Origin of the sequence: Streptomyces sp. NBC_00536 (assembly GCF_036346295.1) — a bacterium.
Classification (GTDB): Bacteria; Actinomycetota; Actinomycetes; order Streptomycetales; family Streptomycetaceae; genus Streptomyces.
In genome coordinates this window covers 1,427,762-1,449,502 of the sequence record NZ_CP107819.1, presented here as the reverse complement: position 1 = coordinate 1,449,502, position 21,741 = coordinate 1,427,762, and the positions used below count along the sequence as shown (strand labels likewise).

The window sequence follows — 21,741 nt, the reverse complement described above, 5'->3', positions numbered from 1 at the left end:
CGCGCTGCTTCCGCTCTGCGTCCGCCGCGCGCCCGGTGGCTCACCGCACGGCGACGACCGCCGAACCGTGGCCGAACAGCCCCTGGTTCGCGGTGATCCCGGCCCGCGCCCCCGGCACCTGGCGCTCCCCGGCGGCGCCGCGCAGCTGCCAGGTCAGCTCGCAGACCTGGGCGATGGCCTGGGCCGGCACCGCCTCCCCGAAGGAGGCCAGACCGCCGCTCGCGTTGACCGGTATCCGCCCGCCGAGCGCGGTCGCGCCCTCCCGGACCAGCTTCGCGCCCTCGCCCTCCCCGCACAGGCCGATGTCCTCGTACCACTCCAGTTCGAGCGCGGTCGACAGGTCGTAGACCTCGGCGAGCGAGAGGTCCTCGGGCCCGAGCCCGGCCTCCTCGTACGCCGCCCGCGCGATCGAGGACCGGAACGACCCGGTGTCCGGCGGGACGGAGGTCCCCACCGCGGAATCGGTGGCGATGTCCGGCAGGTCGAGCACCGTCCGCGGATAGGTCGGCGTCACCGTCGACACCGCCCTGATCCGCACCGGATCGGCGGCCCCGCGCGCCCGCGCGAAGTCCATGCTGGACAGCACCAGCGCCGCGGCCCCGTCCGAGGTCGCGCAGATGTCCAGCAGCCGCAGCGGATCGGCCACGACCGCGGAGGCGGCGACCTCCTCCGCGGTGACGGCCTTGCGGTAGCGGGCGTTCGGATTGAGCAGCCCCGCCGCCGCGTTCTTCACTTTGACCAGTGCGAAGTCCTCGCCGGTGTCCCCGTACAGGGCCATGCGCCGACGCGCGTACAGCGCGAAGTACGCCGGATTCGTCGCCCCCAGTACCCGGAAGCGCAGCCAGTCCGGATCGTCGGGCCGGTCCCCGCCCGCCGGGGCGAAGAACCCCTTGGGCGCCGCGTCCGCGCCCACCACGAGCACCACGTCCGCCAGCCCCGCCAGGATCTGCGCGCGGGCCGCCCCGATCGCCTGCGCCCCGGAGGCGCACGCCGCGTACACGCTGGTGACCCGCGCGCCCTGCCAGCCGAGCGCCCGGGCGAAGGTCGCCCCGGCCACGTACCCGGGATACCCCGAACGCACCGTGTCGGCGCCGACGATCGACCCGACGTCGGTCCAGTCGAGGCCCGCGTCGGCGAGCGCGGCCCGCGCCGCGACGCGCCCGTATTCGACGAAGCTGCGCCCCCACTTGCCCCACGGATGCATCCCGGCCCCGAGGACCGCCACGTCACCGCCGCTCATGCCCGCACCCCGCTGCCACCGTCGTCCGCGACCGGCCGGAAGTGCCAGGTCGTCCAGGTCGTGGAGGTGTCCGGGTCCTCGTTCAGCACCCCCGGCACCACCTCGACCGCCATCCCCACGGCCAGATCGGCCACGGTCACCCCGGGCGCCGCCTGCCCCAGGACGACCATCCGCTCGGCCTCCAGCTCCACCGCCACCAGCGTGTACGGAGCCCAGGGCAGGTCCGGGTCGGAGACGTACGGGGCGGGCGGCCGGTAGCGCCCGTCGGTGTAGGACCAGACCCGGCCGTACCGCGAGAGCGGCACCTCGGCCAGCTCGCCGCCGCCCGCGCAGCCGGGATTGCGGCAGAAGGCGTCCTCCCGCGGGAAGTACACCGCGGCGCAGGCGGAACACCGGGTTCCGAGCAGCCGGAAGTCCGCTCCGGTACTGGTATCGGTGTCGGTGAACCACCCGCTCACGACGGGTGTGCGTGTCCGTTCCAAGACCCCTCCTGACAACGACTCACTGATCTGACTGACCGTCAGGAGTCTGTCACGAGCGGCCCGTCCGGGTCACCGGTTGTCGGCGAGCCACTTCCCGGCGAGCGGGAAGTCGAAGTACGTGTCGGGGAAGGCCTCCGGCCGGAAGGTGAAGTGCCACCACTCCTCCGGCAGGTTCACGAACCCCTGCTCCCCGAGCACCCGCCCCAGGAACCGCCGGTTCTCCCGCGCCGCCCCGGTCACCTCCGGACTGTCCGTGTGCGACAGCGGATCGAAGAAGTCGAAGGGCGTCCCGCAATCCACCGGACGCCCCAGCGGCAGCCGCAGCAGGCCCACATCGACCGTACTGCCCCGGCTGTGCCCGGACCGCGCCGCGATGTAGCCCTCCGGGATCAGCCGGTCCTTCGCCACCCGCGGGTAGTACGCCGCCTTCGTCCGCTGGTCGGCCGCGTCCCCCGCCCACCGCACGAACCGGTCCACCGCCCGCTGCGGCCGGTAGCAGTCGTACACCGTCAGCGTGTACCCGCGCGCCAGCACCGCGCGCTGCGCCCGCGCCAGCGCCTCGGCGGCCGGCCGGGCGAGCAGGCACACGGGCTCCTCGTACCCGTCGACCACGGCGCCCGTGAAATTGTCCGCCCCCGCGTACCGCATCTCCTGCCGGACCGTCGGGTCCACCGAGGCGAGCGCCACGAACCCGTCCGGCACGGGCCCCGTGACGGGGGGAGCCGGGATTCCGCCCCAGGCGAGCATCACCAGGGCAACAACAGCCAGCGTTCTCATACCCCTTCGTCTACCATCGCGGGATGCCCGCGCCGCTGATGAACTCGCACTGTTCCGCCTGCGGAACTCCGTTCGCCACCGCCGACTGGCCGCGTAGGTGCGCCGACTGCGGGACGACCGCGTACCGCAACCCCACCCCCGTGGCGGTGACCCTGCTCCCCGTCCGGGACGACCGGGGCACCGGCCTCGTGGTCATCACCCGCACCATCGAACCGGCCCTGGGCGGCGTCGCCCTCCCCGGCGGCTTCATCGACCACGGCGAGGACTGGCGCGACGCGGTGGTCCGCGAACTCCGCGAGGAAACCGGCATCCACGCCCCGGCCTCGGACGTCACGCTCGCCGACGTCCTCAGCTCCCCGGCGGGCCACCTGCTGGTCTTCGGCCTCCTCCCCGTCCGCCCGGCCACCACCCTCCCCCCGTCCACCCCCACGAACGAAACGACAGGCTGGCACCTCCTGCACACCCCGGAGCCGCTGGCCTTCCCCCTCCACACGCAAGCAGCCGCCGCCTGGTTCGCGGGCCACTACGCCAATCCCAGCCCCACCCAGGGCAAATCCAGCCCCGCCCAGGGAAACTCCAGCCCCGCCGGCGTTTGAGGCGCGGGGCCCGGGGCGGAGCCCCGATCAGGAACCCGCACCCACCCGCGTCCCTCCGCGACCCAAATCCAGCCCCGCCCGGGGCAAATTCCAGCCCCGCCGGCGTTTGAGGCGCGGGGCCCGGGGCGGAGCCCCGATCAGGAACCCGCACCCGCCCCCGCCCCCTAAAGCCCCCGCACCGTCACCCCCGCGACACGGTCACCACCCTCCGCCAAAACCACCACCTCATCCCCGGCCCACCGCGAGGTGTACCGCTCGACCACCCCCACCTCGAACCCCACCCCCGGTTCCCGGATGACCACCCCACCCCCCGTACGCCCCCGGGCCGGAGCCCACACCTCCAGCGCGACCGAGGAGCCGTCCGCCGCAAGGACGGGAATCACCGAACCGGCCCGCGCCAGCACCGGAATCCGCCCCAGCGGCGCGTCGATCAGCACCTGACCGGGCCCCTCGTACGCCACCCCCGTCACCGTGTCGTACCACCGCCCCCGAGGCAGCCGCACCGCCCGCCGGTCCGCCCCGCACTCCAGCACCGGCGCCACCAGCAGCGCGTCCCCCAGCAGGAACGCGTCCTCGCAGTCCCGCAGCCCCCGCTCCTCCGGCGACCCCCACCACAGCGGCCGCACGTACGGCGCCCCCGTCCGCCGCGCCAGGTGCGCCAGCGTCACGAAGTACGGCCGCAGCCGCTCCCGTTCGGCCAGCGCGGCCCGCGCGTGCTCCTCCACCTCGGCCCCGAACTCCCACGGCTCCCGCCGCCCCGCCCAGATCGCCGCATGCGTCCGGAACAACGGCAGGTACGAGCCCAGCTGGAGCCACCGCAGGTACAGCTCCGGCGACGGCGACCCGCCGAAGCCGCCCACGTCCGGCCCCGAGTACGGCACCCCGCACAGACCGAGCCCCAGCACCAGCGCCAGTGACGCCCGCAGCCCCGGCCAGCTCGTCTCCACGTCACCGGACCACGTGCCGCCGTACCGCTGCATCCCCGCCCATCCCGACCGGGAGAACAGGAACGGCCGTTCGTCCGGCCGCAGCCGCACCAGCCCCTCGTACCCGGCCCGCGCCATCCCGAGCGCGTACACGTTGTGCGCGGCCCGGTGGTCGCCGCCCGCCCCGTCCAGCGCGTGCCGCGCGGACCTCGGCAGCGTCGTGTCACCGAGCGGGGCGAAGGACACCGGCTCGTTCATGTCGTGCCAGACACCGGCGAAGCCGTTCGCGAGCCGCTCCTCGTACAGCCCGCCCCACCACTCCCGCACCGCCGGATCGGTGAAGTCCGGATAGGCGCAGCTCCCCGGCCACACCTCGCCCCGCACCTCCCGCCCGCGCGCGTCCCGTACGAACGCCCCCGCGTCCCCCACCGCACCCCCGGCCTCGTACACCGCCTCACCCGGCCCCGCCTTCACCGCCGGGTCCACGATCGACACCAGCCGCACCCCGCCCCGTGGCAGCTCCCGCAACTCCCGCGCCAGCCCCGGCAGATCCGGGAACCGCTCCGGATCCACCGTGAACACCCGGTGCCCGTCGTAGTGGTCGATGTCCAGGTGTACGGCCGCCAGCGCGATCCCCCGCGAGACGTACCCCCGCACCACGCGCCGCACCTCCGCCGCGCTCCCGAACCCCCACCGCGCGTGCTGGTACCCCAGCGCCCACTCCGGCGGCACCGCCGCCGCCCCGGTCAGCCCCGACCAGCCCTGGAGCACCCGGGCCGGCGTCCCCACCAGCACCCAGCACCGCAACGGCCCGCCGTCCATGCGCAGTTCGCTCACCCCCGGCCGGTCCGCACCCGAACCGGCGCCCTCCTCGCCCTCGCGCAGCGACACCCGCCCGTCCCAGCTGTCGTCGTAGAACACCAGGTGCGTCCCCGCGTCGGCGACGACCAGCTGCACCGGCATCGTGATGTACAGCGGATCGTCGCCCGGCCCGAAACCGCCCCGCGGATCGGTGTTCCACAGCCGGTACACCCCGTCCCGCAGCCGCGGCCCCGAGGCCCGGCCGCCCAGCCCGAAGAAGCGCGCGTCGGCCGGCACTTCGGACCGCAGCAGCCAGCGCGCCCCGGCGCCCCCCTCCGCACCCTCCACCGGCTGGACCGGCTCCCACCAGCGCGGCGGCCGCTCCCGCCGCAGCACCGCGCCGCCGGGCGTGCGCACCTCCACCTGACCGTGCCGGGACACCGCCACCGTCACCCGCTCCGACACCACCCGCCAGCCGCCCCCGGTGTCGGGCTCCAGCACCGCCCGCGGATCCGGCTCCGGCCCCCCGCCCAGCACGGCGCACGAAGGCGTCGGCCCGGCCCCGTCCCAGCCCCAGAAGACGGCGCCGCCCAGCGTCACCCGCACCAGCAGCTCCGAGCGCGCGAAACGCAGCACGCCACCGCCCGGCCGGGGCTCCGTACCCGTCAGCAGACCCGGCACCCGCGCCCGCTCCGCGCCCCGGCGCGGGAGCCCCTCCGCGTCCGCGCGCCGGTGGCGCCAGGCCGAGCGCCAGGCGCGCCGCCCGCGCGCCGTACCGATGTCCTTGACCGCACGCACCAGATCCTGACCGTTCATGCCGCGCACTCTGCCACCGGCCCCGGGCCGAGCGGGCTCCGTTCAGCTGCCGTTCACCCTTGAACCGATCACACCGGGCCGCCACCGGCGGCTCTGGTGCGGATGTCGATCACATGGCATGGTCCCTGTGAGCCGCCGCGCACACACCCCCCGCGCGATGGCACCGTACGCACACGGGCGCACCACGGGCCCGACGCGCACCACCAGCACCACCAGCACGACCCGCACCACCGCGCCATCCACGCACGAGCACGGGCACACGCACACGACGCGCGCGCCGCAGACCGACCGGGAGCCGACCCATGACCTCAGCCACTTCACCGGAACCCCTGTGGGCCCCGGGCCCCGACCGGATCGCGGCGGCCCGGATCACTGCCTTCCAGGCCTGGGCCGCCGAATACCACGGCGCCCCCGCCACCGGCGGGTACCCGGCCCTGCACAGCTGGTCCGTGGATGAGCTGGACACCTTCTGGCAGGCCGTCGCCGAGTGGTTCGACGTCCGCTTCACCACCCCCTACACCTCGGTCCTCGCCGACCGGACCATGCCCGGCGCACGCTGGTTCACCGGCGCGACCCTCAACTACGCCGAGCACGCCCTGCGCGCCGGCGAGGACCCGGCGCGCGCCGGTGAGGCCGCCCTCCTCCACGTCGACGAGACCCACGAGCCGGTCCCCGTCACCTGGGCCGAGCTGCGCCGCCAGGTCGGCGCGCTCGCCACCGAACTGCGCGCCCTCGGCGTGCGCCCCGGCGACCGGATCAGCGGCTACCTGCCCAACATCCCCGAAGCCGTCGTGGCCCTCCTCGCCACGGCCGCCGTCGGCGGCGTCTGGACCTCCTGCGCCCCCGACTTCGGCGCCCGCAGCGTCCTCGACCGCTTCCAGCAGGTCGAACCCGTCGTCCTGTTCACCGTCGACGGCTACCGCTACGGCGGCAAGGAGCACGACCGCCGCGACACCGTCGCCGAACTCCGCGCCGACCTCCCCTCGCTGCGCGCCGTCGTCCACATCCCGCTGCTCGGCACGCCCGCCCCCGAGGGCACCCTTGAGTGGTCCGCCCTCACCGCGGGCGACGCGGAGCCCGTCTTCGAACCGGTGCCCTTCGACCACCCGCTGTGGGTCCTGTACTCCTCCGGTACGACCGGCCTCCCGAAGGCGATCGTCCAGTCGCAGGGCGGCATCCTGCTCGAACACCTCAAGCAGCTCGGCCTGCACTGCGACCTCGGCCCGGAGGACCGGTTCTTCTGGTACACCTCCACCGGCTGGATGATGTGGAACTTCCTCGTCTCCGGCCTGCTCACCGGCACCACCGTCGTCCTCTACGACGGCAGCCCCGGCTACCCGGACACCGGCGCCCAGTGGCGGATCGCCGAGCGCACGAAGGCCACGCTGTACGGCACCTCCGCCGCCTACGTCATGGCCTGCCGCAAGGCGGAGGTCCACCCGTCGCGCGACTTCGACCTCTCCGCCGTGAAGTGCGTGGCCACCACCGGCTCCCCGCTGCCGCCCGACGGCTTCCGCTGGCTCCACGACGAGGTCGCCGAGGACCTCTGGATCGCCTCGGTCAGCGGCGGCACCGACGTGTGCAGCTGCTTCGCCGGAGCCGTCCCCACCCTCCCCGTCCACATCGGCGAACTGCAGGCCGCCTGCCTGGGCACCGACCTCCAGGCCTGGGACCCGGCGGGCAAGCCCGTCATCGGCGAGGTCGGCGAGCTGATCGTCACCAACCCCATGCCGTCCATGCCGATCCGGTTCTGGAACGACCCCGACGGCAGCCGCTACCGGGACAGTTACTTCGACATGTTCCCGGGCGTCTGGCGGCACGGGGACTGGATCACGATCACCGACCACGGCTCGGTCGTCATCCACGGCCGCTCCGACTCCACGCTCAACCGCCAGGGCGTCCGGATGGGTTCCGCCGACATCTACGAGGCCGTCGAACGCCTGCCGGAGATCAAGGAATCCCTGGTCATCGGCCTGGAGGAGGCGGACGGCGGGTACTGGATGCCGCTCTTCGTCCACCTCGTGCCCGGCGCCGTCCTCGACGAGGACCTGCGGGGCCGGATCAAGGCGACGATCCGCGAGGAACTCTCCCCGCGCCACGTCCCCGACGAGATCATCGAGGTCCCCGGCGTCCCGCACACCCTCACGGGCAAGCGCATCGAGGTCCCCGTCAAGCGCCTCCTGCAGGGAGCGCCCCTGGACAAGGCCGTGAACCCGGGCTCCGTCGACAACCTCGACCTCCTCCACTTCTACGAGGAGCTGGCCCGCAGCCGCCGCAAGGGGTGACTGTCAGTGCCCGTGGTTACGCTGAGTGAGCATCGATCGGTGTCACTCAGGGGGAGCCATGGCAGACACGAAGAACACGGGCACGACCAGCACCAGCACCAGCAGTAGCACCAGCAGTAGCACCCGGGCCCGCGGCAGCACCCGCACCCGCACCCGCCGCGCCCTGCGCCGCGAAATCCCCGGCACCGTCGGCGTCATCGCCGACCCCGGGGACTTCGCGGCCATGCGCGGCTACCGGAGCTTCGCCTTCGACGACCACGAGGACTACCTCACCCAGGTCGACGGACTGCTCCGGTCCCGCGCCCTCCAGGGCATCCACACCACCGTCGTCCTCTTCGACCCCGAGGAGTACGCCGACCACTGCGCGGACCGGGGCACCGACCCCGACACCCCCACCGCCCGCACCCGCTTCACCGCGGAGCTGGCCGGCACCGCCGCCGGACTGCCCTACGGGGAGGGACCACTGCGCGCACTCCTACCGCGCCTCGTGGACGAGGCCGTCCGCCAGGCCACCTGGGAGTACGCCACCGTGCTGCTCTCCGGCGTCGGCAGCTGCGCGGACTGCGGGGAGGACATCGGCCACGCCTGCTTCGACCGGGCGGGCCAGATCCTGCGGCGCCTGCTCGACCGGGCCGGCCCCGGCCACCACCACCTGGTGTGCAGCGTCCCCACCGACGACGAGCAGCTCGTCGCAGTCCTGCATGCCGACACCGCCGCCGACCCGACCGCACCACCCCGCGTCGAGGGCCGCGAAAGCCTCGACTTCGTGACCGTACTGGCCACCGGCCTCGCCCTCGGCGGCACCGGGGGACTGGTCCTGCGCACCACCACCGGAGGCCCCGGCGACCGGGTCCACGGCTGGCGCCTGGACCGCGGCCGCCTGGTCACCCTCTCGGCCGCCGCCGTCTTCAACGCGTACTGCACCGACGCCGACACCGGAGAGCCCGTACCGCCGGAACCGGGCGTCGAGTACTGCCCCGGCTACGAGGTGGACGAACCGGGCCCGCCCCACTGAGCCGAACGGGCCGGGAACGGCCGAGGGGCCCCCGCCACCGGCGAAGGCCCCTCGTACCGACCACCGGCTATTCGCCGGACAGCACCGCCTGGGCGGCCACGCGGGCCTCCTCGGCGCTGTCCGCGGCGCGCGCGGCAGCGGCGGCGCGCTCGCACTGGGCGAGCGTGTACTTCGCGAGCGTCGAGCGCACGTACGGGATCGACGCGGCACCCATCGACAGCGAGGTGACACCCAGACCCGTCAGCACACAGGCCAGCAGCGGGTCCGAAGCGGCCTCGCCACAGACGCCACAGCTCTTGCCCTCGGCCCTGGCGGCATCGGCCGACATGGCGATCAGGTCGAGCAGCGCGGGCTGCCACGGGTCCTGGAGGCGGGAGACCGCACCGACCTGACGGTCGGCGGCGAAGGCGTACTGGGCCAGGTCGTTCGTGCCCAGCGACAGGAACTCGACCTCCTGCAGGATCGAGCGCGCCCGGAGCGCGGCGGAGGGGATCTCCACCATCGCGCCGAACTTCGCCTGCAGCCCGGCCGCGCGGCAGGCGTCCGCGAACGCCTTGGCGTCGGCGCGGTCGGCCACCATCGGGGCCATGACCTCCAGATAGACCGGAAGGCCCTCGGCCGCCTTGGCCAGCGCGGTGAGCTGCGTGCGCAGCACCTCCGGGTGGTCCAGCAGCGACCGCAGCCCGCGCACGCCCAGCGCCGGGTTCGGCTCATCGGCCGGCGTCAGGAACTCCAGCGGCTTGTCGGCGCCCGCGTCCAGGACGCGCACGACGACCCGGCCCTCGGGGAAGGCCTCCAGCACGCCGCGGTACGCCTCGATCTGCTTCTCTTCGGTCGGCGCCTTCTTGCTGTCGTCCAGGAACAGGAACTCGGTGCGGAACAGGCCCACACCCTCCGCGCCCGCCTCGACGGCCGCCGGCACGTCCGCCGGACCACCGACGTTGGCCAGCAGCGGCACCTTGTGACCGTCCGACGTGGCGCCCGGACCGGACGACGCGGACAGCGCGGCCTTGCGCGCGGCGGCCGCGGCCTCCAGCTCCGCACGCTTCTCCGGAGTCGGGTCCACGAACAGGTCACCGGTGCTGCCGTCCACGGCGATCACAGTGCCCTCGGGGATCTCACCGGCACCCGGCAGGGCGACGATGGCCGGCACGCCCAGCGCCCGCGCGAGGATCGCGCTGTGGCTGGTCGGGCCGCCTTCCTCGGTCACGAAACCGAGCACGAGCGCCGGGTCGAGCAGAGCGGTGTCGGCGGGAGCGAGGTCCCGCGCGATCAGCACGTACGGCTCGTCACTGTCCGGCACGCCCGGCATCGGTACGCCCAGCAGGCGGGCCACGATGCGGTTCCGTACGTCGTCCAGGTCGGCCACGCGGCCGGCCATGTACTCGCCGGCCCCCGCGAGCAGCTCGCGGTAGGCGGCGAACGCGTCGTACACACCGCGCTCGGCGGTGCTCCCGACAGCGATCCGGCGGTCGACGTCGGCCATCAGCTCAGGGTCCTGAGCGATCATGGCCTGAGCCTCGAGCACGTGCTGGGCCTCGCCACCGGCCAGCTGGCCGCGCGCGATCAGGTCGGCCGCCACAGCGTCCACGGCCTGACGGGCGCGCCCCTGTTCGCGCTCCGCCTCCTCCGCGGCGATCTGCTTGGCCGGCGGTTCGAGAACCGCCGTACCCATGTGCCGAACCTCGCCGATCGCCACACCGTGGCTCACGCCGACGCCTCGCAGCGTTGTCTCCATTTCACCCGTCTCCGATTGAGCGGCGGGACCACCCGCCGCGTTGGATGTCCGATCCGCCCGAGCAGGCGGATACGTCACTGCCAGTACGTCACTGCCAGCCGAAGAGGACGTCTCCGGCCTTGATGTCTCCGGCCTCGACGACGTCGGTGAGGGAGTCGGGAGTCGCTTCCAGCGCCACGATCGGGCAGATGGCGGACTTGCCGGCGGCCTCGACCGCGGCGGGGTTCCAACGGATGACGGCCTGACCGCGGGCCACGGTGTCGCCCTTGTTCACGAGCAGCTCGAAGCCCTCGCCATTGAGCTGAACGGTGTCGATCCCGAGGTGCGTGAGCACGCCGTGGCCTTCGGCGTCGACGACGACGTAGGCGTGCGGGTGCAGGGAGACGACCACACCGTCGACGGGGGACACCGCCTCCGAGGGCTCGCGCACGGGATCAATAGCGGTGCCCGGTCCCACCATCGCGCCGGAGAACACCGGATCGGGCACTGCCGCGAGTCCGATGGCGTTCCCGGCAAGTGGTGACGTCACGCTGGTCATGGGGGCCTCCCAGGGGTGGGGCTTCTACGTGTCGCCGTCACAACCTGTCCTGGACGGCGTACTTTGAGAAGGGTAAGTCATGAGACGTCCCGGTTCCGCACGAAGTGCGCCTCCTGACGGAGGCCCTACGCGCTCCCGCGACGACCTAGTGGACTAGACCATACGCCTGAATCGATTTGCCTGGGCATCGGCAGAGCTGTACTGTCGTGACTCCCGCCAGAACGCGTCGTGTGAACTTCTCACGAACCGCCGATGGACGGGATCCCTCCTCTTGAGTTGCTGATCTTCAGCCCGCCTTCCTTTCGCCTGCCTGTCGGCAGCCGGAGCGAGTGGTCGGGAAGCGGGAAAAGCGCTGATAGAGTGGGAATCGCCGGAAAGGAAAACGCGAAAGCGAAAACCTGGAAAGCGAAACCCGCTTCGACCGGGAATTCGGACACGAGAGAGTCTGATAGAGTCGGAAACGAAGAACGAAGCCCGGAGGAAAGCCCGAGAGGGTGAGTACAAAGGAAGCGTCCGTTCCTTGAGAACTCAACAGCGTGCCAAAAATCAACGCCAGAAGTTGATACCCCGTCCACTTCGGTGGATGAGGTTCCTTTGAAAAAGACCTGTGAGGCCTTCGGGTGCTTGCAGGCAACCACAACAGCGAGGACGCAGTGGACGGTCGGCCATATTCCGGCATGACTGTCCCGCTCAACGCGAGTGGGCACCCGATTACGGGTAAACATTCACGGAGAGTTTGATCCTGGCTCAGGACGAACGCTGGCGGCGTGCTTAACACATGCAAGTCGAACGATGAAGCCCTTCGGGGTGGATTAGTGGCGAACGGGTGAGTAACACGTGGGCAATCTGCCCTTCACTCTGGGACAAGCCCTGGAAACGGGGTCTAATACCGGATAACACTCCTGCCTGCATGGGCGGGAGTTAAAAGCTCCGGCGGTGAAGGATGAGCCCGCGGCCTATCAGCTTGTTGGTGGGGTAATGGCCTACCAAGGCGACGACGGGTAGCCGGCCTGAGAGGGCGACCGGCCACACTGGGACTGAGACACGGCCCAGACTCCTACGGGAGGCAGCAGTGGGGAATATTGCACAATGGGCGAAAGCCTGATGCAGCGACGCCGCGTGAGGGATGACGGCCTTCGGGTTGTAAACCTCTTTCAGCAGGGAAGAAGCGAAAGTGACGGTACCTGCAGAAGAAGCGCCGGCTAACTACGTGCCAGCAGCCGCGGTAATACGTAGGGCGCAAGCGTTGTCCGGAATTATTGGGCGTAAAGAGCTCGTAGGCGGCTTGTCGCGTCGGATGTGAAAGCCCGGGGCTTAACCCCGGGTCTGCATTCGATACGGGCAGGCTAGAGTGTGGTAGGGGAGATCGGAATTCCTGGTGTAGCGGTGAAATGCGCAGATATCAGGAGGAACACCGGTGGCGAAGGCGGATCTCTGGGCCATTACTGACGCTGAGGAGCGAAAGCGTGGGGAGCGAACAGGATTAGATACCCTGGTAGTCCACGCCGTAAACGTTGGGAACTAGGTGTTGGCGACATTCCACGTCGTCGGTGCCGCAGCTAACGCATTAAGTTCCCCGCCTGGGGAGTACGGCCGCAAGGCTAAAACTCAAAGGAATTGACGGGGGCCCGCACAAGCAGCGGAGCATGTGGCTTAATTCGACGCAACGCGAAGAACCTTACCAAGGCTTGACATATACCGGAAACGGCCAGAGATGGTCGCCCCCTTGTGGTCGGTATACAGGTGGTGCATGGCTGTCGTCAGCTCGTGTCGTGAGATGTTGGGTTAAGTCCCGCAACGAGCGCAACCCTTGTTCTGTGTTGCCAGCATGCCCTTCGGGGTGATGGGGACTCACAGGAGACTGCCGGGGTCAACTCGGAGGAAGGTGGGGACGACGTCAAGTCATCATGCCCCTTATGTCTTGGGCTGCACACGTGCTACAATGGCCGGTACAATGAGCTGCGATGCCGCGAGGCGGAGCGAATCTCAAAAAGCCGGTCTCAGTTCGGATTGGGGTCTGCAACTCGACCCCATGAAGTCGGAGTTGCTAGTAATCGCAGATCAGCATTGCTGCGGTGAATACGTTCCCGGGCCTTGTACACACCGCCCGTCACGTCACGAAAGTCGGTAACACCCGAAGCCGGTGGCCCAACCCGTAAGGGAGGGAGCTGTCGAAGGTGGGACTGGCGATTGGGACGAAGTCGTAACAAGGTAGCCGTACCGGAAGGTGCGGCTGGATCACCTCCTTTCTAAGGAGCATATAGCCGACTGCGAGCGAATGACTCGCACGGTTGCTCATGGGTGGAACGTTGATTATTTGGCGCGGTTCTCAAAGCATCCTGCAAGTACTGCCTTAGGGCGTGGAAAGCATGGATTGCGGCGGGGATCGTGCCTGGCACGTTGTTGGGTATCTGAAGGTACGGCCGTGAGGTTGTGCTTTCTGCGATGCCGGCCCCAGTGAACTCGCCAGATTGTCTGGTGGGGTGATGGGTGGCTGGTCGTTGCTTGAGAACTACACAGTGGACGCGAGCATCTGTGGCCAAGTTTTTAAGGGCGCACGGTGGATGCCTTGGCACCAGGAACCGATGAAGGACGTGAGAGGCCGCGATAGGCCCCGGGGAGCTGCCAACTGAGCTTTGATCCGGGGGTGTCCGAATGGGGAAACCCGGCAGTCGTCATGGGCTGTCACCCACTGCTGAACACATAGGCAGTGTGGAGGGAACGCGGGGAAGTGAAACATCTCAGTACCCGCAGGAAGAGAAAACAACCGTGATTCCGGGAGTAGTGGCGAGCGAAACCGGATCAGGCCAAACCGTATGCGTGTGATACCCGGCAGGGGTTGCGCATGCGGGGTTGTGGGAATTCTTTTGATCGGTCTGCCGGCCGGTCGGCGAGTCAGAAACCGTTGATGTAGTCGAAGGACATGCGAAAGGTCCGGCGTAGAGGGTAAGACCCCCGTAGACGAAACATCAGCGGCTTGCTTAAGAATCTCCCAAGTAGCACGGGGCCCGAGAAATCCCGTGTGAATCTGGCGGGACCACCCGCTAAGCCTAAATATTCCCTGGTGACCGATAGCGGATAGTACCGTGAGGGAATGGTGAAAAGTACCGCGGGAGCGGAGTGAAATAGTACCTGAAACCGTGTGCCTACAAGCCGTGGGAGCGTCGCTCATTGAGTTTACTCAATGGGTCGTGACTGCGTGCCTTTTGAAGAATGAGCCTGCGAGTTAGCGGTGTGTAGCGAGGTTAACCCGTGTGGGGAAGCCGTAGCGAAAGCGAGTCCGAATAGGGCGATTGAGTTGCACGCTCTAGACCCGAAGCGGAGTGATCTAGCCATGGGCAGGTTGAAGCGGAGGTAAGACTTCGTGGAGGACCGAACCCACCAGGGTTGAAAACCTGGGGGATGACCTGTGGTTAGGGGTGAAAGGCCAATCAAACTCCGTGATAGCTGGTTCTCCCCGAAATGCATTTAGGTGCAGCGTCACGTGTTTCTTGCCGGAGGTAGAGCACTGGATAGGCGATGGGCCCTACCGGGTTACTGACCTTAGCCAAACTCCGAATGCCGGTAAGTGAGAGCGTGGCAGTGAGACTGTGGGGGATAAGCTCCATGGTCGAGAGGGAAACAGCCCAGAGCATCGACTAAGGCCCCTAAGCGTACGCTAAGTGGGAAAGGATGTGGAGTCGCAGAGACAACCAGGAGGTTGGCTTAGAAGCAGCCACCCTTGAAAGAGTGCGTAATAGCTCACTGGTCAAGTGATTCCGCGCCGACAATGTAGCGGGGCTCAAGCGTACCGCCGAAGTCGTGTCATTGCAGCAATAGGGCCAACGCCCGCTGTGATGGGTAGGGGAGCGTCGTGTGCCGGGTGAAGCAGCAGCGGAAGCTAGTTGTGGACGGTTCACGAGTGAGAATGCAGGCATGAGTAGCGATACACACGTGAGAAACGTGTGCGCCGATTGACTAAGGGTTCCTGGGTCAAGCTGATCTGCCCAGGGTAAGTCGGGACCTAAGGCGAGGCCGACAGGCGTAGTCGATGGACAACCGGTTGATATTCCGGTACCCGCTTTGAAACGCCCAATATCGAATCCATTAATGCTAAGGCCGTGAAGCCGTTCCGGACCCTTCGGGGAAAGGAAAGTGGTGGAGCCGCTGATCCAAGGTGGTAGTAGGTAAGCGATGGGGTGACGCAGGAAGGTAGTCCAGCCCGGGCGGTGGTAGTCCCGGGGTAAGGGTGTAGGCCGTGTGATAGGCAAATCCGTCACACATTAAGGCTGAGACCTGATGCCGAGCCGATTGTGGTGAAGTGGATGATCCTATGCTGTCGAGAAAAGCCTCTAGCGAGTTTCATGGCGGCCCGTACCCTAAACCGACTCAGGTAGTCAGGTAGAGAATACCGAGGCGTTCGGGTGAACTATGGTTAAGGAACTCGGCAAAATGCCCCCGTAACTTCGGGAGAAGGGGGGCCATCACTGGTGATCGGATTTACTCCGTGAGCTGGGGGTGGCCGCAGAGACCAGCGAGAAGCGACTGTTTACTAAAAACACAGGTCCGTGCGAAGCCGTAAGGCGATGTATACGGACTGACGCCTGCCCGGTGCTGGAACGTTAAGGGGACCGGTTAGTCACATTTCGGTGTGGCGAAGCTGAGAACTTAAGCGCCAGTAAACGGCGGTGGTAACTATAACCATCCTAAGGTAGCGAAATTCCTTGTCGGGTAAGTTCCGACCTGCACGAATGGCGTAACGACTTCTCGACTGTCTCAACCATAGGCCCGGTGAAATTGCACTACGAGTAAAGATGCTCGTTTCGCGCAGCAGGACGGAAAGACCCCGGGACCTTTACTATAGTTTGATATTGGTGTTCGGTTCGGCTTGTGTAGGATAGGTGGGAGACTTTGAAGCAGCCACGCCAGTGGTTGTGGAGTCGCCGTTGAAATACCACTCTGGTCGTGCTGGATGTCTAACCTCGGTCCGTGATCCGGATCAGGGACAGTGTCTGATGGGTAGTTTAACTGGGGCGGTTGCCTCCTAAAGAGTAACGGAGGCGCCCAAAGGTTCCCTCAGCCTGGTTGGCAATCAGGTGTTGAGTGTAAGTGCACAAGGGAGCTTGACTGTGAGACCGACGGGTCGAGCAGGGACGAAAGTCGGGACTAGTGATCCGGCAGTGGCTTGTGGAAGCGCTGTCGCTCAACGGATAAAAGGTACCCCGGGGATAACAGGCTGATCTTCCCCAAGAGTCCATATCGACGGGATGGTTTGGCACCTCGATGTCGGCTCGTCGCATCCTGGGGCTGGAGTCGGTCCCAAGGGTTGGGCTGTTCGCCCATTAAAGCGGTACGCGAGCTGGGTTTAGAACGTCGTGAGACAGTTCGGTCCCTATCCGCTGTGCGCGTAGGAATATTGAGAAGGGCTGTCCCTAGTACGAGAGGACCGGGACGGACGAACCTCTGGTGTGCCAGTTGTCCTGCCAAGGGCATGGCTGGTTGGCTACGTTCGGGAGGGATAACCGCTGAAAGCATCTAAGCGGGAAGCCTGCTTCAAGATGAGTATTCCCACCTCCTTGAGAGGGTAAGGCTCCCAGTAGACGACTGGGTTGATAGGCCAGATGTGGAAGCCCGGTAACGGGTGGAGCTGACTGGTACTAATAGGCCGAGGGCTTGTCCTCAGTTGCTCGCGTCCACTGTGTAGTTCTGAAGTAACGAACCGTGCCCATATCCGGTTTGGTTAACTTCATAGTGTTTCGGTGGTCATAGCGTTAGGGAAACGCCCGGTTACATTTCGAACCCGGAAGCTAAGCCTTTCAGCGCCGATGGTACTGCAGGGGGGACCCTGTGGGAGAGTAGGACGCCGCCGAACAATTTTTCCGGGAAAGCCCCGCACCTTATGGTGCGGGGCTTTTCTGCGTTCCGGACCAGGAATCGGCACAGCCGGATGGCCGGGACGTTCTCCTGTAGGGTCAAGAGGCATCGTTCGTACGTTTCACAGTGGAGGCCCCCGGGTGGAGGTCCAGGAGACTCGGGTTCAGACGGACCGAATCCTCACCATCCCGAACATTTTGAGCATGGCTCGCCTCGTCGGCGTACCCGTGTTCCTCTGGCTCATCCTGATGCCGGTGTTCGGCGGCCCCAAGGCCGATGGCTGGGCGCTGCTGGTGCTCATGTTCAGCGGGGTCAGCGATTATCTGGACGGGAAGCTCGCGCGGCGCTGGAACCAGATCAGCAGCCTCGGCCGGCTGCTGGACCCGGCGGCCGACCGGCTGTACATCCTGTCCACGCTCGTCGGGCTCACCTGGCGCGAGATCCTGCCGCTGTGGCTGACGGGCGCCCTCGTGGCCCGTGAGCTGATGCTGCTGGTCATGGTGTGGATCCTGCGCCGGCACGGCTATCCGCCGCCGCAGGTGAACTTCCTCGGGAAGGCCGCGACCTTCAACCTGATGTACGCGTTCCCCTTGCTGCTTCTCAGTGACGGGACGGGCGCGCTCGCCTGGTTGGGTTCAGTTTTCGGATGGGCGTTCGCTGTTTGGGGTACAACGCTGTATTGGTGGGCAGGAGTCCTGTACGTGGTGCAGGTCCGTCGTCTCGTGAAGGCGGACGCCACGGCCGACTGAGTTCGGCTCGCCGGAGTAGTCACGCGGAAGAGTTGCGTAGCCACCGTCCGAGACGGGCGAGGTCGGCGCGAAAACGCCGTCTCTCAAGGAGGACTCTTCCGACATGAAGGCCGTCGTGATGGCCGGTGGTGAGGGCACACGCCTTCGCCCCATGACCTCAAGCATGCCCAAGCCGCTCCTGCCGGTGGTTAACCGGCCGATCATGGAGCACGTGCTCAGGCTGCTCAAGCGGCATGGTCTCAGCGAGACCGTGGTCACCGTGCAGTTCCTGGCTTCACTCGTCAGGAACTATTTCGGTGACGGCGAGGAACTGGGCATGGAGCTGACCTATGCCAATGAGGAGAAGCCACTCGGGACCGCCGGCAGCGTGAAGAACGCCGAGGAGGCACTCAAGGACGATGCCTTCGTGGTGATCTCCGGCGATGCGCTCACCGACTTCAACCTCACCGATCTCATCAACTTCCACAAGGAGAAGGGCGCACTCGTCACGGTGTGCCTGACCCGGGTGCCGAATCCGCTGGAATTCGGCATCACCATCGTGGACGAGGAAGGGAAGGTCGAGCGCTTCCTGGAGAAGCCGACCTGGGGGCAGGTGTTCTCGGACACCGTCAACACCGGTATCTACGTGATGGAGCCCGAAGTCTTCGACTACGTGGCCCCGGACGTTCCGGTCGACTGGTCCGGCGATGTCTTCCCGCAGCTGATGAAGGAAGGCCGGCCCATCTACGGCTACATCGCCGAGGGCTACTGGGAGGACGTCGGCACCCACGAGAGTTACGTCAAGGCCCAGGCCGATGTCCTGGAGGGCAAGGTCCAGGTCGAGATGGACGGCTTCGAGATCTCGCCCGGAGTGTGGATCGCCGAAGGCGCCGAGGTGAGCCCGGACGCGGTGCTGCGCGGGCCGCTGTACATCGGGGACTACGCCAAGGTCGAGGCCGGGGTCGAGATCCGTGAGCACACGGTCATCGGCTCGAACGTGGTCGTCAAGACCGGTGCCTTCCTGCACAAGGCCGTGATCCACGACAACGTGTACATCGGGCCGCACAGCAACCTCCGCGGCTGTGTCATCGGCAAGAACACGGACATCATGCGGGCCGCCCGGATCGAGGACGGCGCGGTCATCGGCGACGAGTGCCTGATCGGCGAGGAATCGATCGTCCAGGGCAATGTGCGGGTCTACCCGTTCAAGACGATCGAAGCGGGCGCCTTCGTCAACACCTCGGTCATCTGGGAGTCGCGCGGCCAGGCGCACCTCTTCGGCGCGCGCGGCGTCTCCGGGATCCTGAACGTGGAGATCACCCCCGAGCTCTGCGTCCGGCTCGCCGGTGCCTATGCGACCACGCTGAAGAAGGGGGCGATGGTCACCACCGCCCGTGACCACTCCCGTGGCGCGCGTGCGCTGAAACGGGCGATGATCTCCGCGCTGCAAGCCAGCGCCATCGACGTACGGGACCTGGAGAACGTACCGCTGCCGGTCGCGCGGCAGCAGACCGCGCGCGGCAGTGCGGGCGGGATCATGCTGCGGACCTCGCCCGGCGTGCCGGACTCCGTGGACATCATCTTCCTCGACGAGCGGGGCGCGGACCTCTCGCAGGGCCAGCAGCGCAAGCTCGACCGGGTCTACGCGCGCCAGGAGTACCGGCGTGCGTTCCCCGGCGAGATCGGTGACCTGCAGTTCCCGTCGAGCGTCTTCGACTCCTACACCGGCTCCCTGCTCCGGCACGTGGACACCTCCGGGGTCGCGGACTCCGGGCTCAAGGTGGTCGTGGACGCGGCCAACGGCAGTGCCGGGCTCGTGCTGCCCAGCCTGCTGGGCCGGCTGGGCGTGGACGCGCTCACCGTCAATCCCGGGCTCGACGAATCCCGGCCGACCGAGACCACGGAGTCCCGGCGGGCCGGGCTGGTGCGGCTCGGGGAGATCGTGGCCTCGTCGCGGGCGGCCTTCGGGGTGCGGTTCGACCCGGTCGGCGAGCGGATCTCGCTCGTGGACGAGCGGGGCCGGATCATCGAGGATGACCGGGCGCTGCTGGTGCTGCTGGACCTGGTCGCCGCGGAGCGGCGCAGTGGCCGGGTGGCGCTGCCGGTGACCACGACCCGGATCGCCGAGCAGGTGGCGGCGTACCACGGCACGCAGGTGGAGTGGACGACGACCTCGCCGGACGACCTGACCCGGGTGGGCCGGGCGGAGACCACCATCTTCGGCGGGGACGGCCGGGGCGGGTACATCGTCCCGGAGTTCAGCAGCGTCTTCGACGGGTCGGCGGCCTTCGTCCGGCTGATCGGGCTGGTGGCGCGGACGCAGCTCACGCTGAGCCAGATCGACGCGCGGATCCCGCGGGCGCACGTCCTCAAGCGGGACGTGCCCACGCCGTGGGCGGTCAAGGGCCTGGTCATGCGGCGGGTCGTGGAAGCCGCCGGGGACCGGCAGGTGGACACGACCGACGGGGTGCGCGTGGTCGAGGCGGACGGGCGCTGGGCGCTCGTACTGCCGGACCCCGCGGAGGCCGTGACGCACCTGTGGGCCGAAGGTCCCGACGACGCGTCCGCGCAGGCCCTGCTGGAGGAGTGGGCGGGCGTCCTGGACGGCGCCGGGAACTGACCGAAGTCCCCCGGGCCGGGGCCACGGAGCGTGGTTCCCGGCCCGGCGGGCGGCAGCATTCGGTGTCGGCCGGTGCGACATGCGACGATGTGCGGCATGTCGCAGCCGCCCAACAACCGGAGTTCGGCGAAACCGCCGGTGCGCCCGGACGCCTCCATGTCGCTGCTGACGCACGTGATGGACCACAGTCTCGACGAGGGCTATGCGGAAGCGGCGGCCCGGCGCGAGACGGAGGGCACGTCGGGTCTGCCGCGCACCCTCAAGGCCAAACTGGCGCTGGCCGCCGGGCTCGTGCTCGCCGCCATGGTCGTCACGCTGGGTGCCGCGCAGGCACGCATAGCGGCTCCGGTACTGGCCAAGGAGCGGGAAGAGCTGATCTCCCGCGTCCAGCGGGCCGACGACCACGCGGGCGGCCTGGAGAAGGACATCGAGCGGCTGCGCGCCGACGTCGCGGGCCGCCAGCGCGCGGCCCTCAAGCAGCACGGTGGTGACCAGGGCGAGCTGTTGGCGCTGCTGTCCGGCGCGACCGAGGTCCGCGGGCCCGGCATCAAGCTGACGGTGGACGATGCCAAGGGTGCCTCCACGGGCAACGGCAACGGGCCGCGGGAGAGCGCGGGCTTCTCGGACACCGGCCGGTTGCGCGACCGGGACATGCAGCGGATCGTCAACGGCCTCTGGCAGGCCGGAGCCGAGGCCGTGTCGATCAACGGGCAGCGGCTGACGGCGCTGTCGGCGATCCGGGCCGCGGGTGACGCGATACTGGTCGACAACAAGCCGCTGGTGCCGCCGTACGAGGTCCTCGCGGTGGGCGACAAGAAGCGGCTGAACACGGAATTCCAGGACAGCGTGGACGGACAGTACCTGCACGTGCTCCAGCAGAGCTACGGGATCCGGTACACCCTGTCCGCCGAGAACGAGGTACGGCTGCCGGCCGCGTCGAGCCTGACCGTACGCACAGCCACAGCAGCAGATACGAAGAAGGGTGCATCGTGATCGCGGTACTGGGCCTGGTGGCCGGAGTGGTGGCCGGACTTCTGGTCCGGCCCGAGGTGCCGGCCGTCGTCGAGCCGTATCTGCCGATCGCCGTGGTGGCGGCGCTCGACGCCGTGTTCGGCGGTCTGCGCGCGATGCTGGACGGCATCTTCGTGGACAAGGTCTTCGTGGTGTCGTTCCTGTCCAACGTGGTGGTCGCGGCGCTCATCGTCTTCCTCGGCGACAAGCTGGGCGTCGGCGCGCAGCTGTCCACCGGCGTCGTCGTGGTGCTCGGCATCCGGATCTTCTCCAACGCCGCGGCCATCCGCCGGCACGTCTTCCGGGCGTGAGGCG

13 protein-coding genes and 3 rRNA genes are annotated in these 21,741 nt (G+C 68.3%); 10 read left to right on the top strand and 6 right to left on the bottom strand.

Going from position 1 to position 21,741, the window contains the following annotated elements:
- Positions 1-40: 40 nt before the first annotated feature.
- The 3 genes from OHS33_RS06050 to OHS33_RS06040 form a co-directional block, all read right to left on the bottom strand.
- The gene (locus OHS33_RS06050) at positions 41-1,240 is read right to left on the bottom strand and encodes a lipid-transfer protein (protein ID WP_330329338.1); all 1,200 of its coding nucleotides are present in this window, start codon (positions 1,238-1,240) and stop codon (positions 41-43) included.
- A complete protein-coding gene (locus OHS33_RS06045; RefSeq protein ID WP_330329337.1) occupies positions 1,237-1,722 on the bottom strand; it encodes a Zn-ribbon domain-containing OB-fold protein in 486 nt (161 codons plus the stop codon). The genes OHS33_RS06050 and OHS33_RS06045 overlap by 4 nt, the downstream gene beginning before the upstream one ends.
- Positions 1,723-1,791: 69 nt before the next feature.
- Positions 1,792-2,499 carry a M15 family metallopeptidase gene (locus tag OHS33_RS06040; protein ID WP_443065246.1) on the bottom strand — a complete coding sequence of 236 codons (708 nt, stop codon included), beginning with the start codon at positions 2,497-2,499 and terminating at the stop codon, positions 1,792-1,794.
- A 23-nt stretch (positions 2,500-2,522) separates the two neighbouring features.
- On the opposite strand from OHS33_RS06040, the gene OHS33_RS06035 reads away from it, so the two are divergent.
- On the top strand, positions 2,523-3,095 hold the full coding sequence (locus OHS33_RS06035) for an NUDIX domain-containing protein (RefSeq protein ID WP_330329336.1): 573 nt from the start codon (positions 2,523-2,525) through the stop codon (positions 3,093-3,095).
- 164 nt (positions 3,096-3,259) lie between these two features.
- Here OHS33_RS06035 and OHS33_RS06030 read toward each other — a convergent pair whose 3' ends face one another.
- Entirely contained in the window at positions 3,260-5,638 is a 2,379-nt protein-coding gene (locus tag OHS33_RS06030; RefSeq protein WP_330329335.1) for a glycoside hydrolase family 31 protein, read from the bottom strand.
- A gap of 302 nt (positions 5,639-5,940) precedes the next feature.
- On the opposite strand from OHS33_RS06030, the gene OHS33_RS06025 reads away from it, so the two are divergent.
- Together OHS33_RS06025 and OHS33_RS06020 are read left to right on the top strand one after the other, a co-directional pair.
- Complete coding sequence (locus tag OHS33_RS06025) at positions 5,941-7,923, top strand: acetoacetate--CoA ligase (RefSeq protein WP_330329334.1); 1,983 nt, start codon at positions 5,941-5,943, stop codon at positions 7,921-7,923.
- A gap of 58 nt (positions 7,924-7,981) precedes the next feature.
- Entirely contained in the window at positions 7,982-8,938 is a 957-nt protein-coding gene (locus OHS33_RS06020) for a hypothetical protein (protein ID WP_330329333.1), read from the top strand.
- A gap of 67 nt (positions 8,939-9,005) precedes the next feature.
- Here OHS33_RS06020 and ptsP read toward each other — a convergent pair whose 3' ends face one another.
- Both ptsP and OHS33_RS06010 read right to left on the bottom strand, forming a co-directional pair.
- Positions 9,006-10,676, bottom strand: coding sequence for a phosphoenolpyruvate--protein phosphotransferase (gene ptsP / locus OHS33_RS06015; protein WP_330329332.1), 1,671 nt, complete (start codon positions 10,674-10,676; stop codon positions 9,006-9,008).
- Between the two features lie 88 nt (positions 10,677-10,764).
- Positions 10,765-11,214, bottom strand: coding sequence for a PTS sugar transporter subunit IIA (locus OHS33_RS06010; RefSeq protein WP_330329331.1), 450 nt, complete (start codon positions 11,212-11,214; stop codon positions 10,765-10,767).
- Positions 11,215-11,938: 724 nt separating this feature from the next.
- Here OHS33_RS06010 and OHS33_RS06005 point away from each other — a divergent pair.
- The 7 genes from OHS33_RS06005 (at position 11,939) to OHS33_RS05975 (ending at position 21,737) form a co-directional block, all read left to right on the top strand.
- A 16S ribosomal RNA gene (locus OHS33_RS06005) occupies positions 11,939-13,463 on the top strand.
- 288 nt (positions 13,464-13,751) lie between these two features.
- Positions 13,752-16,874: ribosomal RNA gene (locus OHS33_RS06000) — 23S ribosomal RNA — on the top strand.
- Positions 16,875-16,948: 74 nt separating this feature from the next.
- Positions 16,949-17,065 (top strand): 5S ribosomal RNA (gene rrf / locus OHS33_RS05995).
- Together the 16S, 23S and 5S rRNA genes form the textbook arrangement of a ribosomal RNA operon.
- Positions 17,066-17,207: 142 nt before the next feature.
- On the top strand, positions 17,208-17,816 hold the full coding sequence (locus OHS33_RS05990; protein ID WP_330329330.1) for a CDP-alcohol phosphatidyltransferase family protein: 609 nt from the start codon (positions 17,208-17,210) through the stop codon (positions 17,814-17,816).
- A 103-nt stretch (positions 17,817-17,919) separates the two neighbouring features.
- A complete protein-coding gene (locus OHS33_RS05985; protein ID WP_330329329.1) occupies positions 17,920-20,415 on the top strand; it encodes a mannose-1-phosphate guanyltransferase in 2,496 nt (831 codons plus the stop codon).
- Between the two features lie 87 nt (positions 20,416-20,502).
- Positions 20,503-21,408, top strand: a complete 906-nt coding sequence (locus OHS33_RS05980) for a DUF881 domain-containing protein (protein WP_330334924.1) — start codon at positions 20,503-20,505, stop codon at positions 21,406-21,408.
- Complete coding sequence (locus tag OHS33_RS05975; protein WP_125651314.1) at positions 21,405-21,737, top strand: small basic family protein; 333 nt, start codon at positions 21,405-21,407, stop codon at positions 21,735-21,737. The genes OHS33_RS05980 and OHS33_RS05975 overlap by 4 nt, the downstream gene beginning before the upstream one ends.
- Positions 21,738-21,741: the final 4 nt, after the last annotated feature.